Source organism: Pseudomonas monsensis, assembly GCF_014268495.2.
GTDB classification, from domain to species: Bacteria; Pseudomonadota; Gammaproteobacteria; order Pseudomonadales; family Pseudomonadaceae; genus Aquipseudomonas; species Aquipseudomonas monsensis.
In genome coordinates, this window is record NZ_CP077087.1 from 4876598 (window position 1) to 4893828 (window position 17231).

Genomic DNA, 17231 nt, shown 5'->3' on the forward strand with positions numbered 1-17231 from the left:
GATCGGCCGGGAAGATTTGCCCCACCTGCCGCATGGGATTATTGAGGAGCTCGCATGACCAAACAAAACGCCTTTACTCGGGAAGATCTGCTGCGCTGCAGTCGCGGTGAGCTGTTCGGCCCAGGTAACGCGCAACTGCCCGCCCCGAACATGCTGATGGTGGATCGCATCACCCTGATCAGCGAAGAAGGCGGCAAGTACGGCAAAGGTGAATTGGTCGCCGAGCTGGATATCAACCCTGACCTGTGGTTCTTCGCGTGCCACTTCGAAGGCGATCCGGTGATGCCGGGCTGCCTCGGTCTGGACGCCATGTGGCAACTGGTCGGCTTCTTCCTGGGCTGGCAAGGCCTGCCGGGCCGTGGCCGTGCGCTGGGTTCGGGCGAAGTGAAATTCTTCGGTCAGGTGCTGCCGACCGCCAAGAAAGTCACCTACAACATTCATATCAAACGCGTCCTCAAGGGCAAGCTGAACCTGGCCATCGCCGATGGTTCGGTGACTGTCGACGGTCGCGAAATCTACACCGCCGAAGGCCTTCGCGTCGGCGTTTTCACCTCCACTGACAACTTCTAAGGGTTATTCGCATGCGCCGCGTCGTTATCACTGGTCTGGGCATTGTTTCGTGCCTGGGCAATGACAAAGAGACCGTCTCCGCTAACCTGCGTGCAAGCCGCCCTGGCATCCGGTTCAACCCGGAATATGCTGAAATGGGTCTGCGTAGCCAGGTTTCCGGCTCCATCGACCTCAACCTTGAAGAGCTGATTGATCGCAAGATCTATCGCTTCGTCGGCCACGCCGCGGCTTACGCCTACCTGGCCATGAAAGACGCCATCACTGACTCCGGCCTGACCGAAGAACAAGTGTCCAACCCGCGTACCGGCCTGATCGCCGGTTCGGGTGGTGCGTCGACCCTGAACCAGATGGAAGCGCTGGACATCCTGCGCGAGAAAGGCGTGAAACGCGTTGGCCCGTACCGCGTCACGCGGACCATGAGCAGCACCGTTTCCGCGTGCCTGGCCACTCCGTTCAAGATCAAGGGCCTGAACTACTCCATCGCTTCTGCCTGCGCCACCAGTGCTCACTGCATCGGTACGGCCATGGAACAGATCCAGATGGGCAAGCAGGACATCGTCTTCGCCGGTGGCGGTGAAGAAGAGCACTGGAGCCAGTCGTTCCTGTTCGACGCGATGGGCGCCCTGTCCAGCAAGCGTAACGACACCCCGGAACAAGCCTCCCGCGCCTACGACGCCGACCGTGACGGTTTCGTCATCGCTGGCGGTGGCGGCATGGTCGTGGTTGAAGAGCTGGAACACGCTCTGGCCCGTGGCGCCAAGATCTACGCCGAAATCGTTGGCTACGGCGCAACGTCCGACGGCTACGACATGGTTGCCCCGAGTGGCGAAGGCGCGATCCGTTGCATGCAGATGGCAATGTCCACTGTAGATACGCCAATCGACTACCTGAACACCCACGGCACTTCGACTCCGGTCGGCGACGTCGCGGAAATGAAAGGTGTGCGTGAAGTGTTCGGCGACAAGGCACCCGCGATCAGCTCGACCAAGAGCCTGTCCGGTCACTCCCTGGGCGCCGCCGGCGTTCACGAAGCGATCTACTGCATGCTGATGATGGAAGGCAACTTCATTGCCGGTTCCGCCAACATCGACGAGCTGGACCCTGAAGTGGCCGATCTGCCGGTGCTGACCAAGACCCGCGAAAACGCCACCATCAACACCGTGATGAGCAACAGCTTCGGCTTCGGCGGCACCAACGCCACGCTGGTCCTGAAGCGCTGGGAAGGCAAGTAATTCCCCCCGCTTGAGCCACACCTGAAAACGCCCCGACTGGTTCGGGGCGTTTTTTTGCCTGAAGAAATCAGCCGGAACACCGCTGATCCCTGTGGGAGCTGGCTTGCCAGCGATAGCGGAGTGTCAGGTAACGAAGATGTTTGCAGTGCCGACGTCATCGCTGGCAAGCCAGCTCCCACAGGGTTCCAGGGTGCTCTGAAAATGAAACTTCTGTCATGAAACCTTTCGCCCTGCGACCGAATGTCGCGGATTACGCGGGCTGCAGCACTGTTGCAAAAAACGCAACAACACCTTGCGCAAATCAAGCGTTTACTTAGCAAGCTAACAAATCATATAAAAGAGTCCTGCACACGCCTTGCTGCAGATAACTTGAGATTTGGAGCTAGCAGATGACTGTAAAAGTAACTGAACGCGACGATTCACACATGTCCCATGAAGGCGTAGCCGCCGGTGTACGGATCTGGGATGTGCATCAACAAGACTTGCTGGTCGGCATGTTCCACAACGAAATCGACGCCCACAACTACAAGGCCGAACTGGAACTGCAAGAACAGCAGCGGGATCTGAAATCCGCCTGATTCAACCACAGCATTGAAACGACAAACCCCGCCATGAGCGGGGTTTGTGTTGTTACAGCTTTATCGCTTTACCACATCAGGTCATCAGGGATCTGGTAGGCCGCGTACGGATCGTCCTCGGTGCTGACCTCTTCAGTCTGCACATTGAGCTGGACGATGCGTTGCGGGTCGCGCTCCTGGATCTTCAGGGCCGCCTCACGCGGGATCACTTCATACCCGCCGCCGTGGTGCACGATCGCCAGCGAACCGTTGCTGAGCTTGTTGCGCATCAGCGTGTTGACCGAAATGCGCTTGACCTTCTTGTCGTCGACGAAGTTGTAGTAGTCCTCGGTGTTCAGCTTCGGCAGACGCGAGACTTCGATCAGTTGCTTGACCTGCGCAGCACGGGCCTTGGCCTCGACTTTCTCTTGCTGCTGACGGTTCAGCTCCTGGTCGCGCTTGACCTTCTCGGCCATGGCTTCCTGGGCGGCGCGCTGCTGCGAATCATCCAGTTCGATCTGGCCTTTGTGCGCCAGACGCTGCTGCTTCTGCTTGTCCTTGCTGACCTGTTTGGCCTGCTTTTGGTTGACCAGCCCTGCTTTGAGCAACTGATCGCGAAGGGAAATACTCATGGTGCTTACTCACTTGGGCAGTTGCTCAGCCGCAGCTGGGCACATTCTTTTCCTGGCGTTTGGCTTCGCCCCACAGGGCGTCCAACTCTTCGAGGGTGCAATCTTCCATGGGACGGTGGGTGTCGCGCAATGCCTGTTCGATAAATCGGAAACGTCGTTCGAACTTGGTGTTGGCGCCACGCAACGCCGTTTCCGGATCGACCTTCAGGTGCCGGGCCAGATTGACCACGGAAAACAGCAGGTCGCCGATCTCGTCAGCCACCGCTGCGGGATCATTTTCGGACATAGCTTCGAGAACTTCATCGAGCTCTTCGCGCACCTTGTCCAGCACTGGCAAGGCATCCGGCCAGTCGAAACCGACCTGCCCGGCACGCTTCTGCAACTTGGCCGAACGTGACAAGGCCGGCAGCGTGGCGGGCACGTCATCGAGCAGTGACAGTTGTTCGGGTGTGACGGATTTCTCGGCGCGCTCTTCGGCCTTGATCGCTTCCCAGCGCTGCTTGACCTGTTCCTCGCTCAGACGCGGCACGTCCAGCGGCGCGTACAGATCACCGGTGGGGAACACGTGTGGGTGACGGCGAATCAGTTTGCGGGTGATGCTGTCGATCACCCCGGCGAATTCAAAGCGCCCTTCTTCCCGTGCCAACTGGCTGTAATAGACGACCTGAAACAACAGATCGCCCAGTTCGCCCTGCAGGTGATCGAAGTCGCCACGCTCAATGGCGTCGGCCACTTCGTAGGCTTCTTCGAGGGTGTGCGGGACGATGGTCGCGTAGGTTTGCTTGATGTCCCACGGGCAACCGTACTGCGGGTCGCGCAGACGGCTCATCAAATGCAGCAGGTCTTCAAGGCTGTACATCATTTATCTCTCACCACAAAACCATGTGGGAGCTGGCTTGCCAGCGATGCAGACACCTCGGTGAATCAGGACAATCGAGGTGATGCAATCGCTGGCAAGCCAGCTCCCACAGTTGATCGGGGTTGGTCATCAAGGCGTGCGGTTACGCCGCGTCTCGATGATGTTCGGCAACTGCGAAATCCGCCCCAGCAAGCGCCCCAGCGCATCCAGCCCCGGGATCTCGATGGTCAGCGACATCAGCGCAGTGTTGTCTTCCTTGTTCGAACGGGTGTTGACCGCCAGCACGTTGATGCGCTCGTTGAGCAGCACCTGCGAGACGTCACGCAGCAGACCGGAACGGTCGTAGGCGCGGATGACGATGTCCACCGGATAGGTGAGCACCGGCACCGGGCCCCAGCTGACCTGGATGATCCGCTCCGGCTCGCGCCCGGCCAGTTGCAGCACCGAGGCACAGTCCTGACGGTGGATGCTCACACCGCGGCCCTGGGTGATGTAACCGACGATCGCATCGCCCGGCAGCGGCTGGCAGCAGCCGGCCATCTGCGTCATCAGGTTGCCGACGCCCTGGATCTGGATATCGCCGCGCTTGCCCGGCTTGTAACCGGTGGCCTTGCGCGGGATCAGCTCCAGCTGTTCGTTGCCGCGTTCCGGCTCGACCAGTTGCTGCGCCAGGTTGACCAGTTGCGCCAGACGCAGGTCACCGGCACCGAGGGCGGCGAACATGTCTTCGGCGGTTTTCATGTTGGCCTTGTCGGCCAGCTTGTCGAAATCCACCGCCGGCAGACCGAGGCGATTGAGCTCGCGTTCGATCAGGGTTTTACCGGCCGCGACGTTCTGGTCACGAGCCTGCAGCTTGAACCAGTGAACAATCTTCGCCCGCGCCCGCGAGGTGGTGACGTAACCAAGGTTCGGGTTCAGCCAGTCGCGGCTCGGCGTACCGTGCTTGCTGGTGATGATCTCGACCTGTTCACCGGTCTGCAGGCTGTAGTTGAGCGGGACGATCCGGCCGTTGATCTTCGCGCCACGGCAGTTGTGGCCGATTTCGGTGTGCACGCGGTAGGCGAAGTCCAGCGGCGTTGCGCCCTTCGGCAAGTCGATGGCGTGACCGTCAGGGGTGAAGATGTAGACCCGGTCCGGCTCGATATCGACCCGCAACTGTTCCGCCAGACCACCGATATCGCCCAGTTCTTCGTGCCACTCGAGGACCTGACGCAGCCAGGAGATTTTCTCTTCGTAGTGGTTCGAACCGGATTTGACGTCAGTGCCCTTGTAGCGCCAGTGCGCGCAGACGCCGAGTTCGGCTTCTTCGTGCATCGAATGCGTACGGATCTGGACTTCCAGCACCTTGCCTTCCGGGCCGATCACCGCGGTGTGCAGCGAGCGGTAGCCGTTCTCTTTCGGGTTGGCGATGTAGTCGTCGAACTCTTTCGGGATATGCCGCCACAGGGTGTGGACGATGCCGAGCGCGGTGTAGCAGTCGCGCATTTCCGGCACCAGCACGCGCACGGCGCGCACGTCGTAGATCTGGCTGAATTCCAGACCCTTGCGCTGCATTTTGCGCCAGATCGAATAAATGTGTTTGGCCCGGCCACTGATGTCGGCGTCGACGCCGGTGGCCTGCAATTCGTCCTTGAGCTGGGTCATCACGTCGCTGATGAAACGCTCACGGTCCAGCCGCCGCTCATGGAGCAGCTTGGCAATCTGCTTGTATTGGTCGGGTTCCAGGTAACGGAAGGACAAATCCTCCAGTTCCCACTTGATATGACCGATGCCCAGGCGATGCGCGAGCGGCGCATAGATGTCGAAGACTTCCCGGGCGACGCGGTTGCGTTTTTCGTCGTCGGCGGTTTTCACCGCACGGATCGCGCAGGTCCGTTCGGCCAGTTTGATCAGGGCAACGCGCACGTCGTCGACCATCGCGACGAGCATCTTGCGCAGGTTTTCCACCTGCCCTTGCGTGCCCATCACCATCGACTGGCGCGGGCTGAGGCTGGCACTGATGGCCGCCATGCGCTGCACGCCGTCGATCAGTTTGGCCACCACCGGGCCGAAGCGCTGGCTGACGGCCGCGAGCTCGATCTGGCCTTCGCGCACGCCACGGTACAGGACCGCCGCGACCAGCGAATCCTGATCGAGTTTGAGGTCAGCGAGAATTTCGGCGATCTCAAGGCCGGTACTGAAACTGCCGGTGCCTTCTGACCACAGATTCTTCGCGGCGTTGGACTGTTGTTCGGCCTCGCGAGCGAACTCACAGGCTTCTTTCAAGGCTTCGCGATCCAGTGCCAGATCGACACTGACCGCGTGATCGAGCCAAGCCTCGAGATTGATACTGCCGTCAGTGTTGATCGGCTGGTGTGCTCTCACCTGTACCATCTTGCTTTACCTTCCCTACGACGCAGATTCAATGCGTCAAATCGCTGACCTTCATTGCCCGTTTGCGCTCGCGGGGCTCGAGCGAGCGCTGCCAGGACAGGTCAGACGGATGACGAGCCATCCTGGCTCGCTTCAAATAACGCCATGGCCTCGACATGTGCCGTCTGAGGAAACATATCGAGAATCCCGGCACGTTTTAACCGGTAGCCCTGTTTGATCAATTCGACCGTATCGCGCGCCAGAGTTGCAGGGTTGCACGACACATACACCAACCGCTTCGCGCCCAGGGTCGCAAGCTTGCGCACCACCTCGAAAGCACCGTCACGCGGTGGGTCCAAGAGTACCGCAGAAAAGCCGTTTGCGATCCACTCGGCATCGCTCAAAGGCTGGGATAAATCGGCTTGAAAAAACTTTGTGTTATGCAAATTGTTACTAGCGGCATTCGCCGCAGCGCGCTCGACCATGGTCTGCACACCTTCGACCGCCACCACTTCACGCACGCTTCTGGCCAGCGGCAAAGCAAAGTTGCCGAGGCCGCAGAACAGATCCAGCACGCGTTCGTCGCTGCCGGGTTTCAGCCAGTCCAGCGCTTGCGCAACCATCGCTTCGTTGACGCCTGCATTGACCTGAATGAAATCCCCCGGGCGGTACGCCAGATCCAGATCCCACTGTTCCAGGCGATAGCCCAGCGACTGCGAAGCATCGACCGGTTGCGGCTCGCCGTCGCCATGCAGCCACAATTGCGCTTCATGGAACTCGCAGAACTCCTTGAGGATCGTCAGGTCCGCTTCGGACAACGGCGCCATATGACGCAGCAACACCGCCAGCGCCGAGCCGCTGAACAACTCGACATGCCCCAGCGCCTGCGGTTTGCTCAACCGACGAAGCATCTCCGGCAACCGGGTCATGATTGGTTGCAAGGGCTGTACCAGCACCGGGCATTCGCTGATCGCGACGATGTCCTGACTGCCGGCGGCGCGGAAACCGACTTCGAGTTTCTTCGCCTTCATGTCCCAGCGCACGGCGATGCGGGCGCGACGGCGATAGCCGAATTCAGGTCCGGTCAGCGGTGCTGCCCATGCTTCAGGTTCGACACCGGCAACGCGCGACAATTGCTCGGCGAGCATGCGCTGTTTCAGGGCAAGCTGTTCGCTGTGGGGCAGATGCTGGACGCTGCAACCACCGCAACGACCGGCGTGCGGACAGGGTGCCGGGCGGCGTAATTCGCTGGCCTTGAACACGCGCTCGGTTCGCGCCTCGACCACTTTGCCGTGGGCGCCGAGCACCCGCGCCTCGACCTCTTCACCCGCGAGGGCGCCGAGGACAAACCAGGTGCGGCCTTCGAAAAACGCGATACCGCGACCGTCATTGGCCAGACGCTCGATGGTCAGGCGCTGCTTTTTGCCGGTCGGAATTTGCGCGGCCTTGCTGCCGCCGGTGGGCTGGAAGCGCAGGCCTCTCTCATGCTTGGCCATCAGTTGGGCGCGTCGAAAATGCCGGTCGACAGGTAACGGTCGCCACGGTCGCAAATGATCGCGACGATCACCGCGTTTTCAACTTCTTTGGACAGGCGCAGCATCGCTGCCACCGCACCGCCCGAGGACACGCCGCAGAAGATGCCTTCTTCGCGGGCCAGACGACGGGTGACGTCCTCGGCTTCGCTTTGCGCCATGTCGACGATGCGGTCGACGCGGTCGGCCTGATAAATCTTCGGCAAGTATTCCTGCGGCCAGCGGCGGATGCCGGGAATGGCCGAGCCTTCCATCGGTTGCAGACCGACGATCTGCACGTTGTCGTTCTGCTCTTTCAAGTAGCGCGACACGCCCATGATGGTCCCGGTGGTGCCCATCGAACTGACGAAATGGGTGATGGTGCCCTGGGTCTGGCGCCAGATTTCCGGGCCGGTGGTGGTGTAGTGCGCTTCAGGATTGTCGCCGTTGGCGAACTGATCGAGCACCTTGCCACGGCCTTCGGCTTCCATGCGCTGAGCGAGGTCGCGGGCGCCTTCCATGCCTTCTTCCTGGCTGACCAGAATCAGCTCGGCACCGTAGGCGGTCATCGCCGCCTTGCGTTCGGCACTGGAGTTGTCCGGCATGATCAGGATCATCTTGTAACCCTTGATCGCGGCGGCCATCGCCAGGGCGATCCCGGTGTTGCCCGAGGTCGCTTCTATCAGCGTGTCGCCGGCGTGAATCTGCCCGCGCAACTCGGCGCGGGTGATCATCGACAGCGCCGGACGGTCCTTGACCGAACCCGCCGGGTTGTTCCCTTCGAGCTTGAGCAAAAGGGTATTGCTGGTGGCGCCAGGCAGGCGCTGCAAACGAACCAGCGGAGTGTTGCCGACGCAATCGGCGATGGTTGGGTACTGCAAGGTCATGGCGTATTCGCAATCCAGACGTGCGGGGGCGCCTATCATACCGGCAAACCTGCGCAGGCCATATCACGCAAAGTGCGGTGCTTATGGTTTATGGGAATAAGGGATTGAAAGTCGCACCAGTGGTGCGACTTTTGCCGTGGGTCACCTTAGTGGGCGGTGAAGCGTACGGCCTCTTCGCGAGCAGGCTCGCTCCCCCCCCGGGGTATCAGCGTTGATCACACAATCTGCGGCAAACCGGGTTCAACTGTGGGAGCGAGCCTGCTCGCGAAGGCGTCAGTCGGCCCAACACCGTCATCAGCCACCAAGCGCAAATTCAACCGCAACCCCGCCCCGCTGTTCTCCGCCCAAATACTTGCGCCCTGACGCTGCACGGCATTGCGCGCGATGCTCAACCCCAAGCCAAATCCACCGTCTCCGGGCCGCGAGCCGTCGAGGCGGGTGAACGGCGAGAAGATCCGCTCCAGATCCCCTTCCGCCACTCCGCCGCCCTGATCCTCCAGCCACAAATGCCAGTAATCGCCGTCACGCCGTCCGTCGAGGCGCACGATGCCGCCCTCGGGCGAATGTCGAATGGCATTGCGCAGGATGTTCTCCAACGCCTGCGCCAAGGTGTTGAGGTTGCCGCGCACCCAGCACGACGACGGCACCGCACACTGCAATTGCAGGCTCGGCCAGCCGCTTTCATAACAGGCGTTATCCGTGAGCATTTCCCACAGGGCCTGAATCTGGATCGCCTCGTCGGGCAACGGCGTGCGGTCGGTGTCGAGCCAGGCCAATTGCAAGGTGTCCTCGACCAGCCGCTGCATGCCGTCGACTTCACGGCCGATGCGTTCGCGCAGTTGCCGCAGATCCTGCTCGCTTTCGCTGGCCACACGCAGCCGGCTCAAAGGCGTGCGCAACTCATGGGACAAATCGCGCAACAGTTGCTGCTGCAAGGCAACGGTCGATTGCAGGCGCTCGGCCATCGAGTCGAAGGCGCGGGCCAGTTCACCGAGTTCGTCCGGCCGCTGGGTGATGCCGCTCGACAGCCGCACATTCAGTTGATCGGCGCGCCAGGCGTTGGCCTGTTCGCGCAGGTTGTTCAGCGGCACCACCAGCAGGCGATACAGGCCGACGCACAGCAATAATGTGAACAGTCCAGGGATCACGCCGTTGGTGATCACCCGCCAGAACACCCGGTACTTCCCCGGCAAAAAACGTTCGGGCAGTTCAATCACTAAACTGCCGGTAGCAGGATCATGGGGAAACGGCACGCGCAACCACGGTCGCCCCTGCTTGTGGATTGGCCAGTCAAGCCCGCGCAAAAACGTCAGGCGCTGCACTTCCTGATCATTCAACGGTTCGCTGCTCAGCGACTGCAAGTTGCGGTCGATCACGCCAGCCCAAGCGGCCTCACGCAATTCCATGCTCTGCAACCAGCTGTCAATACCGTCACGCTGACCGCGCTGCCAGGCCCGTTCGGCCTCAGCCGCGTACCGGGTAAGCGTGCCGCGCGCCTCGTCGGAGAGAAACTGGTTGCGCTCCTCCATGTAGCGGCCCCATGACCAGCTCAGCCAGATCATCAGCAGACAGAACGCGACCAACAGACACGCCAGTTTCCAGAACAGCGAATGGCGCCCCGGCAATTCAGAGCGCTTCATCGGCACGGCCACTCAATACGTAGCCCTTGCCCCACACCGTGCGCACTTCCCGCTCGGTGTAGCCGATGGCCTTGAGTTTGCGGCGGATCTGGCTGATGTGCATGTCGAGGCTGCGATCGTGTGCAGCATAGCCGCGTTGCAGAACGTGCTGATAAAGGAAGGCCTTGCTCAAGACTTCCTCGTCATTGCGCTCGAGGGTTTCCAGCAAGCGGAATTCGCTGCGGGTCAGGCCGGCCGCCTGGTCGCGGAAAAACACCTCGCACTGTGCGTCGTCAAAGCGCAGGGTTCCCGTGGTCAACGGCGTTGCAAGCGCCGGCGGACGCCGATCAAGGGCCACCCGTCGCAGGATCGCTTCGATGCGCACGTGCAACTCGGCAATGCTGAACGGCTTGGGTAAATAATCATCGGCGCCCAGGCGAAAACCACTGATGCGATCCGCCTCGGCGCCCAGAGCCGACATCAGCAACACCGGCGTCGAATGGCTCTGGCGCAATTGCGTCAGCACATTCAGTCCGTCCAGCCCGGGCAACAGAATGTCCATCAACACCACGTCGAACGGCTGGCGTCGGGCGATGCTCAGGCCCTCCTGGCCGTTCTGGCACCAGGTCACCTGAAAGCCGCTGCGGCCCAGCTGTTCGTGAACGTAGGCGCCGAGGACCGGATCGTCTTCGATGGAAAGAATGCGCGGCTGGCCAACGGAAACAGGAGTCATGAGTATCTGCAAGTCATTCTCAGTTGAGCGGCGATTATTCAAGATTGCCGGGCGTGGGGCAACACAAGCTTGACCTGCCGGACAAACGCGCACCGGCGCGGCGACCGATGGCGCGCGCATTTTTCCGGAGATTGCCTGCGAGCAAATCGCTACACTGCGCCCATGTCGCGTGCCGGATGCACGCATGAGTCAACGGATCAGCGGGATGCAGGAGATGGGCGTGCTCAAGAAACTGGGAATCAAAGGTCGCGTGTTGTTGCTGACCCTGTTGCCGACCAGCCTGATGGCGTTGGTGCTGGGCGGTTACTTCACCTGGACGCAACAGTCCGACTTGCAGACCCAATTGATGCAGCGCGGCGAAATGATCGCCGAGCAACTGGCGCCGCTGGTCGCCCCCGCCATGGGCCATGGCAACAACGACCTGCTCGAACGCATCGCCACCCAATCCCTCGAACAACCGGATGTGCGCGCGGTAACCTTTCTGGCGCCGGATCGCTCGCCGCTGGCCCACGCCGGCCCGACCATGCTCAATCAGGCCCCCACCGGCGACAGCACGCAGTTGCAACGGCGCAGTGGCAATGACGCGACCCGCTACCTGATGCCGGTCTTCGGCAAACACCGCAACCTCGCCGGCGAACTGATTCCAGCCGAATCCGACCGGTTGCTCGGCTGGGTCGAACTGGAGTTGTCGCACAACGGCATGCTGCTGCGCGGATATCGCAGCCTGTTCGCCAGCCTGTTGCTGATCGCCGCCGGCCTGGCCGGTGCCGCCCTGCTCGCCGTGCGCATGGGCCGCACCATCAATCGGCCGCTGGGCCAGATCAAGCAAGCCGTCGCGCAACTCAAGGACGGCCATCTGGAAACCCGTCTGCCGCCCCTCGGCAGTCAGGAACTGGACGAACTGGCCTCAGGCATCAACCGCATGGCCGGCACCCTGCAGAACGCCCGCGAAGAATTGCAGCACAGCGTCGATCAGGCCACCGAAGACGTGCGCCAGAACCTGGAAACCATCGAAATCCAGAACATCGAACTGGATCTGGCGCGTAAAGAAGCACTGGAAGCGAGCCGGATCAAATCCGAATTTCTCGCCAACATGAGCCATGAAATCCGCACGCCACTCAACGGCATTCTCGGCTTCACCCACCTGTTGCAGAAAAGCGAACTGACCCCGCGCCAGCTCGACTATCTGGGCACCATCGAAAAATCCGCCGACAGCCTGCTCGGGATCATCAACGAGATCCTCGATTTCTCGAAGATCGAGGCAGGCAAACTGGTGCTCGACCATATCCCGTTCAACCTGCGCGATCTGTTGCAGGACACCCTGACGATTCTGGCTCCGGCCGCCCACGCCAAGCAGTTGGAACTGGTCAGTCTGGTCTATCGCGACACGCCGTTGTCGCTGGTCGGTGACCCACTGCGACTCAAGCAGATCCTCACCAACCTGGTCAGCAACGCGATCAAGTTCACCCGCGAAGGCACCATCGTCGCCCGGGCCATGCTCGAGGACGAACACGAAGACAGCGTGCAACTGCGCATCAGCATTCAGGACACCGGCATCGGCCTGTCGAATCAGGACGTGCGCGCGTTGTTTCAGGCCTTCAGCCAGGCCGACAATTCGCTGTCGCGGCAACCCGGCGGCACGGGCCTGGGGCTGGTGATTTCCAAGCGCCTGATCGAGCAGATGGGCGGTGAAATCGGGGTCGACAGCACGCCGGGCGAAGGGTCGGAGTTCTGGATCAGCCTGAGCTTGCCGAAAACCCGTGACGATGCCGAAGACCTGCCTTCGGCGCCGCTGCTCGGACGGCGCGTCGCCTTGCTGGAAAGCCATGAACTGGCGCGCCAGGCGTTGCAGCATCAACTGGAAGACTGCGGCCTCGACGTCACGACCTTCAATACCCTGGAAACCCTGACCAATGGCGTCACCGGGGCCCACCAGACCGATCAGGCGATTGATCTGGCGGTGCTCGGCATCACCAGCAGCGACATGCTGCCGGAACGCCTGAACCAGCATGTCTGGGACCTCGAGCACCTGGGCTGCAAAGTGCTGGTGCTGTGCCCGACCACCGAACAAACGTTGTTTCACCTCTCGGTACCGAACCCGCACAGCCAGTTGCAGGCCAAACCGGCCTGCACGCGCAAGCTGCGCCGGGCGCTGTCGGATCTGGCCAACCCGCGCCAGCCGCGCAATGAGCCGGGCGAGCCGCTGTCGAGTCGCGCGCCGAAAGTGCTGTGTGTCGATGACAACCCGGCCAACCTGCTGCTGGTGCAGACCCTGCTCGAAGACATGGGCGCCAAGGTGCTCGCGGTGGAGAGCGGCTACGCGGCGGTGAAAGCGGTACAGGCCGAGTCCTTCGACCTGGTGTTGATGGACGTGCAGATGCCCGGCATGGACGGACGCCAGAGCACCGAAGCCATCCGCCAGTGGGAAAGCGAACGGCACTGCACACCGCTGCCGATCGTCGCCCTCACGGCCCACGCCATGGCCAACGAGAAACGTGCGCTGCTGCAAAGCGGCATGGATGACTACCTGACCAAACCGATCAGCGAGCGGCAACTGGCGCAAGTGGTGCTGAAGTGGACCGGCCTGGCCCTGCGCAATCATGGACCGGAGCGGGTCAGCGACAGCGCCGCGGCGAACAATGAACTGCCGGTGCTCGATCACGAAGAAGGTCTGCGCCTGGCCGCGGGCAAGGCGGATCTGGCGGCAGACATGCTGGCCATGCTCCTGGCTTCGCTGGAAGCCGACCGCGAGGCCATTCGTGCAGCGTGTGAAAGCCGTGACCAGAACGCCCTGATCGAACGCGTCCATCGCCTGCACGGCGCCACCCGTTACTGCGGCGTGCCGCAATTGCGCGCGGCCTGCCAACGCAGCGAAACCCTGCTCAAACAAGGCGACCCCAAAGCCGTGGCGGCGCTGGAAGAACTGGAGCGGGCGATCAATCGCCTCGCCGCTCAAGCGAGGATCAGCGCCTGATCCACGACAATGCCGATGCCGCGCGCTCACGCTAAGGTAGTGGCAGGTCGATACTGACCGGCCACGCTGTTCCAGGAGGAATTCATGCGCACGATTGTTTTCAGCAGCCAGACCTACGACCGCGAGAGCTTTCTCGCCGCCACCTGTCCGGCCGGCCTTGAGCTGCACTTTCAAGCAGCCCGGCTGAGCCTCGATACGGCGGCCCTGGCCGAACATCACGAGGTGGTCTGCGCCTTTATCAATGACGATCTCAGTGCACCGGTGCTGGAACGCCTGGCCGCCGGCGGCACACGGCTGATCGCCTTGCGCTCGGCCGGTTACAACCATGTCGATCTGGTCGCGGCGAAACGCCTGGGCCTGTCGGTGGTGCGCGTCCCGGCCTACTCGCCACATGCGGTGGCCGAGCACGCAGTGGCGCTGATCCTCGCGCTCAACCGGCGTTTGCACCGTGCCTATAACCGCACCCGCGAAGGTGATTTCAGCCTGCACGGCCTGACCGGTTTCGATCTGGTCGGTAAAACGGTCGGTGTGGTCGGCACCGGGCAGATCGGCGCGACCTTCGCGAAAATCATGCATGGCTTCGGCTGTGAACTGCTGGCTTACGATCCCTTTCCCAATCCCGCCGTGCTGGCGTTGGGCGCGCGTTATCTGAGCCTGCCGGAACTGCTCGCGCAATCACGCATCATCAGCCTGCACTGCCCGCTCAACGAGCAAAGCAGGCACTTGATCAACCGAGACTCACTGGCGCACATGCAAGCGGGCGCCATGCTGATCAACACCGGACGCGGCGGTCTGGTGGACACGCCGGCGCTGATCGACGCGTTGAAGGACGGTCAACTGGGCTATCTGGGGCTGGATGTGTATGAGGAGGAAGCGCAGCTGTTTTTCGAGGACCGTTCCGACCTGCCGTTGCAGGACGATGTGCTGGCGCGTCTGCTGACGTTTCCCAACGTGATCGTCACGGCGCATCAGGCGTTTCTGACCCATGAAGCGCTGGGCGCGATCGCGGCGACGACCTTGCACAACATCGCGACCTGGGCGGCAGGAACGCCGCAGAACCAGGTCGAAGGTTGAGGGTTATTTCGGCGAGAGCGAGGACGCCAGAATCAGCAGGCCCAGCCAGCCGAAACCGAACAGCCGCTGTTTCGCCGAATGGCCGTTGCGCAGCAGGAACCAGACGAACACCATCGGCAGCAGAAACACCATGATCTTCAGCCAGCCTTCCACCGGACGGCTGCCGTCGGCATTGACCTGAGCCTCCACCGCTTGCGCGGCTTGCTGGCGACGGCGACGCCCCGCGGCGGCCGGCATCACTTTCGGTAGCGGCTCGGCGACCGGAGGCACGGCAGCAGCCTCGGGGACTGCCCGGTTGCGCGGCAGGCTACCGAACGAAATTGTCGATGCCTGCGCCGGCCCCGCTTGCACGTGCGCCTGTACCGGTTGCTCCGCCATCGGAGCCCCGCAATGAATGCACGCCTGGGCTTCGGAGCTGATGCTCCGCTTGCATTCATAACATTCGATCAGCGCCATGTTCCGTTCCTTCAGAGTCGAGGGCGGCAGTTTGCCATGAGCGTCGGTCGATTTGAACCGGATCGAAGGTCGCACGCGTGCACCATTCTGCAATCGAGCCCGTGCTAGCATGTCGCGCATATTTGGAGGACCCATGGTCGAACACGATTTCCGCTACACCCTGATGAACCCGCAACACACCCTCACCGAATGCCGCGCCCTCGTACCCGGCCGCTATCAGGTTACCGGCAACGGTGGCTCGATCCGCATCGGCGATACCCTGTTGGTGACCCTCAAAGGCAGCAAGGACTTGTCCATGCGCCTGACCGTCGAAACCGTGCGCCACCTGATCAATCCGCCGGGTCAATGGACCGCGATGACCACGGGCCCGGTGTTCGGCGAACTGGCGATTCATACCTGGCAGGTCAACTGCGACAGCTGCGCCAAAGAGCTGAGCTTCGAATTCGCCGTGGACGCCAAACTGGGCAAGGCCGCCGAGCAACCGGCCGCCACGGCGCGCATCGCCGAGCTGGGCTGGAAAGCCGTCGGCGACAAGCACCTGTGCCCGAAATGCCAGGAGCCCGCGTGATGAAAGGCCTGGCCCTGACTGCGCTGATCGGTGCAGGCCTGGTTGGCTGCGCCGCGGAGCCTGTGCAGTTGCAGCAGAACCGCAGCTACATTCTGGAGTGGATCGGCGAGCGACCATTGATGGATTACAGCCATCTGACCGTGACCCTCGGCGACGATGGCCGCGCGTATGGCAATGGCGGCTGCAATCACTGGTTCGCGCCGTACACCCTCGACGGCGACAAGCTGAGCTTCGGCAAAATCGGCAAGACCCGCAAACTCTGCGCACCCGCGTTGATGGAGCAGGAACAACGCTTCCTGCAGGCGCTGCAAGGCGTCGAACGCTGGGACGTGTCGCCGATCGAGCAGATGCGTTTCTGGCCGGCTGAAGGCAAGCCATTGCGCTGGTGGCTGGAAGAGGGTTAACCCTCAGGCCGCCAAAGCCCTCACCCTAACCCTCTCCCAGAGGGAGAGGGGACTGATTGGGGGATATTGAAGAGGTACGCCGACCTGAAAGGCCTTCACCGAATCCATAATCGACTGGACCTTGCTTTGGCGAATCCATAATCCGCTGGATTTTGCTTTGGTGAATCCATAATCGGCTGGATTTTCCTTTGGCGAATCTACAATCGACTCGATCTCTCAGGTCGGTGTAGCTCGCCAGACACCTCGGTCGGCCCCCTCTCCCTCCGGGAGAGGGCTGGGGTGAGGGGCTTTTGGCGTTACTTGGTCGCTTGTAGCGCCTCAAGCTTCGCCATCACCCCCGCCGCCGTCTGCTCGCCCATCAACTGCTCACGCACCTTGCCCTTGTTGTCGATGATGTAGGTCACCGGCAAGGCCTCACTGCGCGGCACGTCGAACAGGTCCGCCGGATCCTGCGCCAGCACGGTGAACTTGATGCCCAGCTTCTCGCTGGCAGACTTGAGATCCTCGCCCTGCACGTTGTCAAAGTTGACCCCGAACACGCCGATGTTCTTGCCTTTCAGCTCCTCAGCCAGATGATTGAGTTCCGGAATTTCCGTGCGGCACGGACCGCACCATTCAGCCCAGTAGTTGAGCACCACCCATTGTTTGTCCAAACGCTCGGACGCGACTTTCTGGCCGTTCTGGTCGATCCCGTAATCATTGCCGCAGCCCCCCAGCATCAACGCCCCGATCATCGTCAATGCCGCTGCCAATCGCCGTGTCATGTCATATTCCCTGGTCAAAAATTGAATGCGCCTGCGACC

At 61.6% G+C, this 17231-nt stretch carries 16 protein-coding genes; 7 read left to right on the plus strand and 9 right to left on the minus strand.

Annotation, left to right across the window (positions count from 1 at the left end; translation table 11 throughout):
* Positions 1-54 precede the first annotated feature (54 nt).
* From fabA to HV782_RS21520, 3 genes are all read left to right on the plus strand, one after another.
* The gene (fabA, locus tag HV782_RS21510; protein WP_003227150.1) at positions 55-570 is read left to right on the plus strand and encodes a 3-hydroxyacyl-[acyl-carrier-protein] dehydratase FabA; all 516 of its coding nucleotides are present in this window, start codon (positions 55-57) and stop codon (positions 568-570) included.
* Between the two features lie 11 nt (positions 571-581).
* Complete coding sequence (gene fabB, locus HV782_RS21515; RefSeq protein ID WP_007968959.1) at positions 582-1802, plus strand: beta-ketoacyl-ACP synthase I; 1221 nt, start codon at positions 582-584, stop codon at positions 1800-1802.
* 389 nt (positions 1803-2191) lie between these two features.
* Positions 2192-2380 carry a hypothetical protein gene (locus HV782_RS21520; RefSeq protein ID WP_003227153.1) on the plus strand — a complete coding sequence of 63 codons (189 nt, stop codon included), beginning with the start codon at positions 2192-2194 and terminating at the stop codon, positions 2378-2380.
* Positions 2381-2448: 68 nt separating this feature from the next.
* Here HV782_RS21520 and HV782_RS21525 read toward each other — a convergent pair whose 3' ends face one another.
* From HV782_RS21525 to HV782_RS21555, 7 genes are all read right to left on the minus strand, one after another.
* Positions 2449-2991 carry a DUF2058 domain-containing protein gene (locus HV782_RS21525; RefSeq protein ID WP_123466894.1) on the minus strand — a complete coding sequence of 181 codons (543 nt, stop codon included), beginning with the start codon at positions 2989-2991 and terminating at the stop codon, positions 2449-2451.
* A gap of 25 nt (positions 2992-3016) precedes the next feature.
* Positions 3017-3850: a nucleoside triphosphate pyrophosphohydrolase gene (mazG, locus tag HV782_RS21530; RefSeq protein WP_186745014.1), complete on the minus strand. Its 834-nt coding sequence runs from the start codon at positions 3848-3850 to the stop codon at positions 3017-3019.
* Between the two features lie 129 nt (positions 3851-3979).
* A complete protein-coding gene (gene relA, locus HV782_RS21535) occupies positions 3980-6223 on the minus strand; it encodes a GTP diphosphokinase (RefSeq protein ID WP_123466896.1) in 2244 nt (747 codons plus the stop codon).
* A gap of 101 nt (positions 6224-6324) precedes the next feature.
* Positions 6325-7698, minus strand: coding sequence for a 23S rRNA (uracil(1939)-C(5))-methyltransferase RlmD (rlmD, locus tag HV782_RS21540; RefSeq protein WP_186744989.1), 1374 nt, complete (start codon positions 7696-7698; stop codon positions 6325-6327).
* Positions 7698-8600 (minus strand): cysteine synthase CysM, encoded by a 903-nt coding sequence (gene cysM, locus HV782_RS21545; RefSeq protein WP_177490603.1) that lies wholly within the window; start codon positions 8598-8600, stop codon positions 7698-7700. Before cysM ends, rlmD begins: the two co-directional genes overlap by 1 nt.
* 215 nt (positions 8601-8815) lie before the next feature.
* Positions 8816-10240, minus strand: coding sequence for a sensor histidine kinase (locus HV782_RS21550; RefSeq protein WP_186744991.1), 1425 nt, complete (start codon positions 10238-10240; stop codon positions 8816-8818).
* Positions 10227-10952, minus strand: a complete 726-nt coding sequence (locus HV782_RS21555) for a response regulator transcription factor (RefSeq protein ID WP_123466904.1) — start codon at positions 10950-10952, stop codon at positions 10227-10229. The genes HV782_RS21550 and HV782_RS21555 overlap by 14 nt, the downstream gene beginning before the upstream one ends.
* 220 nt (positions 10953-11172) lie before the next feature.
* Between HV782_RS21555 and HV782_RS21560 the strand changes: the two genes are divergently transcribed.
* Both HV782_RS21560 and HV782_RS21565 read left to right on the plus strand, forming a co-directional pair.
* Complete coding sequence (locus tag HV782_RS21560; protein WP_123467316.1) at positions 11173-13926, plus strand: response regulator; 2754 nt, start codon at positions 11173-11175, stop codon at positions 13924-13926.
* A gap of 84 nt (positions 13927-14010) precedes the next feature.
* A complete protein-coding gene (locus HV782_RS21565; protein WP_186744993.1) occupies positions 14011-15000 on the plus strand; it encodes a 2-hydroxyacid dehydrogenase in 990 nt (329 codons plus the stop codon).
* 3 nt (positions 15001-15003) lie between these two features.
* Here HV782_RS21565 and HV782_RS21570 read toward each other — a convergent pair whose 3' ends face one another.
* Positions 15004-15456, minus strand: coding sequence for a hypothetical protein (locus HV782_RS21570; RefSeq protein ID WP_186744996.1), 453 nt, complete (start codon positions 15454-15456; stop codon positions 15004-15006).
* 133 nt (positions 15457-15589) lie between these two features.
* Between HV782_RS21570 and HV782_RS21575 the strand changes: the two genes are divergently transcribed.
* The gene (locus HV782_RS21575) at positions 15590-16024 is read left to right on the plus strand and encodes a hypothetical protein (RefSeq protein ID WP_123466910.1); all 435 of its coding nucleotides are present in this window, start codon (positions 15590-15592) and stop codon (positions 16022-16024) included.
* Complete coding sequence (locus HV782_RS21580) at positions 16024-16428, plus strand: META domain-containing protein (protein WP_123466912.1); 405 nt, start codon at positions 16024-16026, stop codon at positions 16426-16428. The genes HV782_RS21575 and HV782_RS21580 overlap by 1 nt, the downstream gene beginning before the upstream one ends.
* A 296-nt stretch (positions 16429-16724) precedes the next feature.
* Here HV782_RS21580 and HV782_RS21585 read toward each other — a convergent pair whose 3' ends face one another.
* On the minus strand, positions 16725-17192 hold the full coding sequence (locus HV782_RS21585) for a TlpA family protein disulfide reductase (protein WP_123466914.1): 468 nt from the start codon (positions 17190-17192) through the stop codon (positions 16725-16727).
* Positions 17193-17231 lie beyond the last annotated feature (39 nt).

Coding starts and splice junctions, on each gene's coding strand:
- relA (WP_123466896.1), bottom strand. CDS start 6,223: ATGGTACAGGTGAGAGCACACCAGCCGATCAACACTGACGGCAGTATC.
- cysM (WP_177490603.1), bottom strand. CDS start 8,600: ATGACCTTGCAGTACCCAACCATCGCCGATTGCGTCGGCAACACTCCG.
- HV782_RS21555 (WP_123466904.1), bottom strand. CDS start 10,952: ATGACTCCTGTTTCCGTTGGCCAGCCGCGCATTCTTTCCATCGAAGAC.
- HV782_RS21585 (WP_123466914.1), bottom strand. CDS start 17,192: ATGACACGGCGATTGGCAGCGGCATTGACGATGATCGGGGCGTTGATG.
- fabB (WP_007968959.1), top strand. CDS start 582: ATGCGCCGCGTCGTTATCACTGGTCTGGGCATTGTTTCGTGCCTGGGC.
- rlmD (WP_186744989.1), bottom strand. CDS start 7,698: ATGGCCAAGCATGAGAGAGGCCTGCGCTTCCAGCCCACCGGCGGCAGC.
- HV782_RS21570 (WP_186744996.1), bottom strand. CDS start 15,456: ATGGCGCTGATCGAATGTTATGAATGCAAGCGGAGCATCAGCTCCGAA.
- HV782_RS21575 (WP_123466910.1), top strand. CDS start 15,590: ATGGTCGAACACGATTTCCGCTACACCCTGATGAACCCGCAACACACC.
- HV782_RS21565 (WP_186744993.1), top strand. CDS start 14,011: ATGCGCACGATTGTTTTCAGCAGCCAGACCTACGACCGCGAGAGCTTT.
- HV782_RS21550 (WP_186744991.1), bottom strand. CDS start 10,240: ATGAAGCGCTCTGAATTGCCGGGGCGCCATTCGCTGTTCTGGAAACTG.
- fabA (WP_003227150.1), top strand. CDS start 55: ATGACCAAACAAAACGCCTTTACTCGGGAAGATCTGCTGCGCTGCAGT.
- HV782_RS21520 (WP_003227153.1), top strand. CDS start 2,192: ATGACTGTAAAAGTAACTGAACGCGACGATTCACACATGTCCCATGAA.
- HV782_RS21580 (WP_123466912.1), top strand. CDS start 16,024: ATGAAAGGCCTGGCCCTGACTGCGCTGATCGGTGCAGGCCTGGTTGGC.
- mazG (WP_186745014.1), bottom strand. CDS start 3,850: ATGTACAGCCTTGAAGACCTGCTGCATTTGATGAGCCGTCTGCGCGAC.
- HV782_RS21525 (WP_123466894.1), bottom strand. CDS start 2,991: ATGAGTATTTCCCTTCGCGATCAGTTGCTCAAAGCAGGGCTGGTCAAC.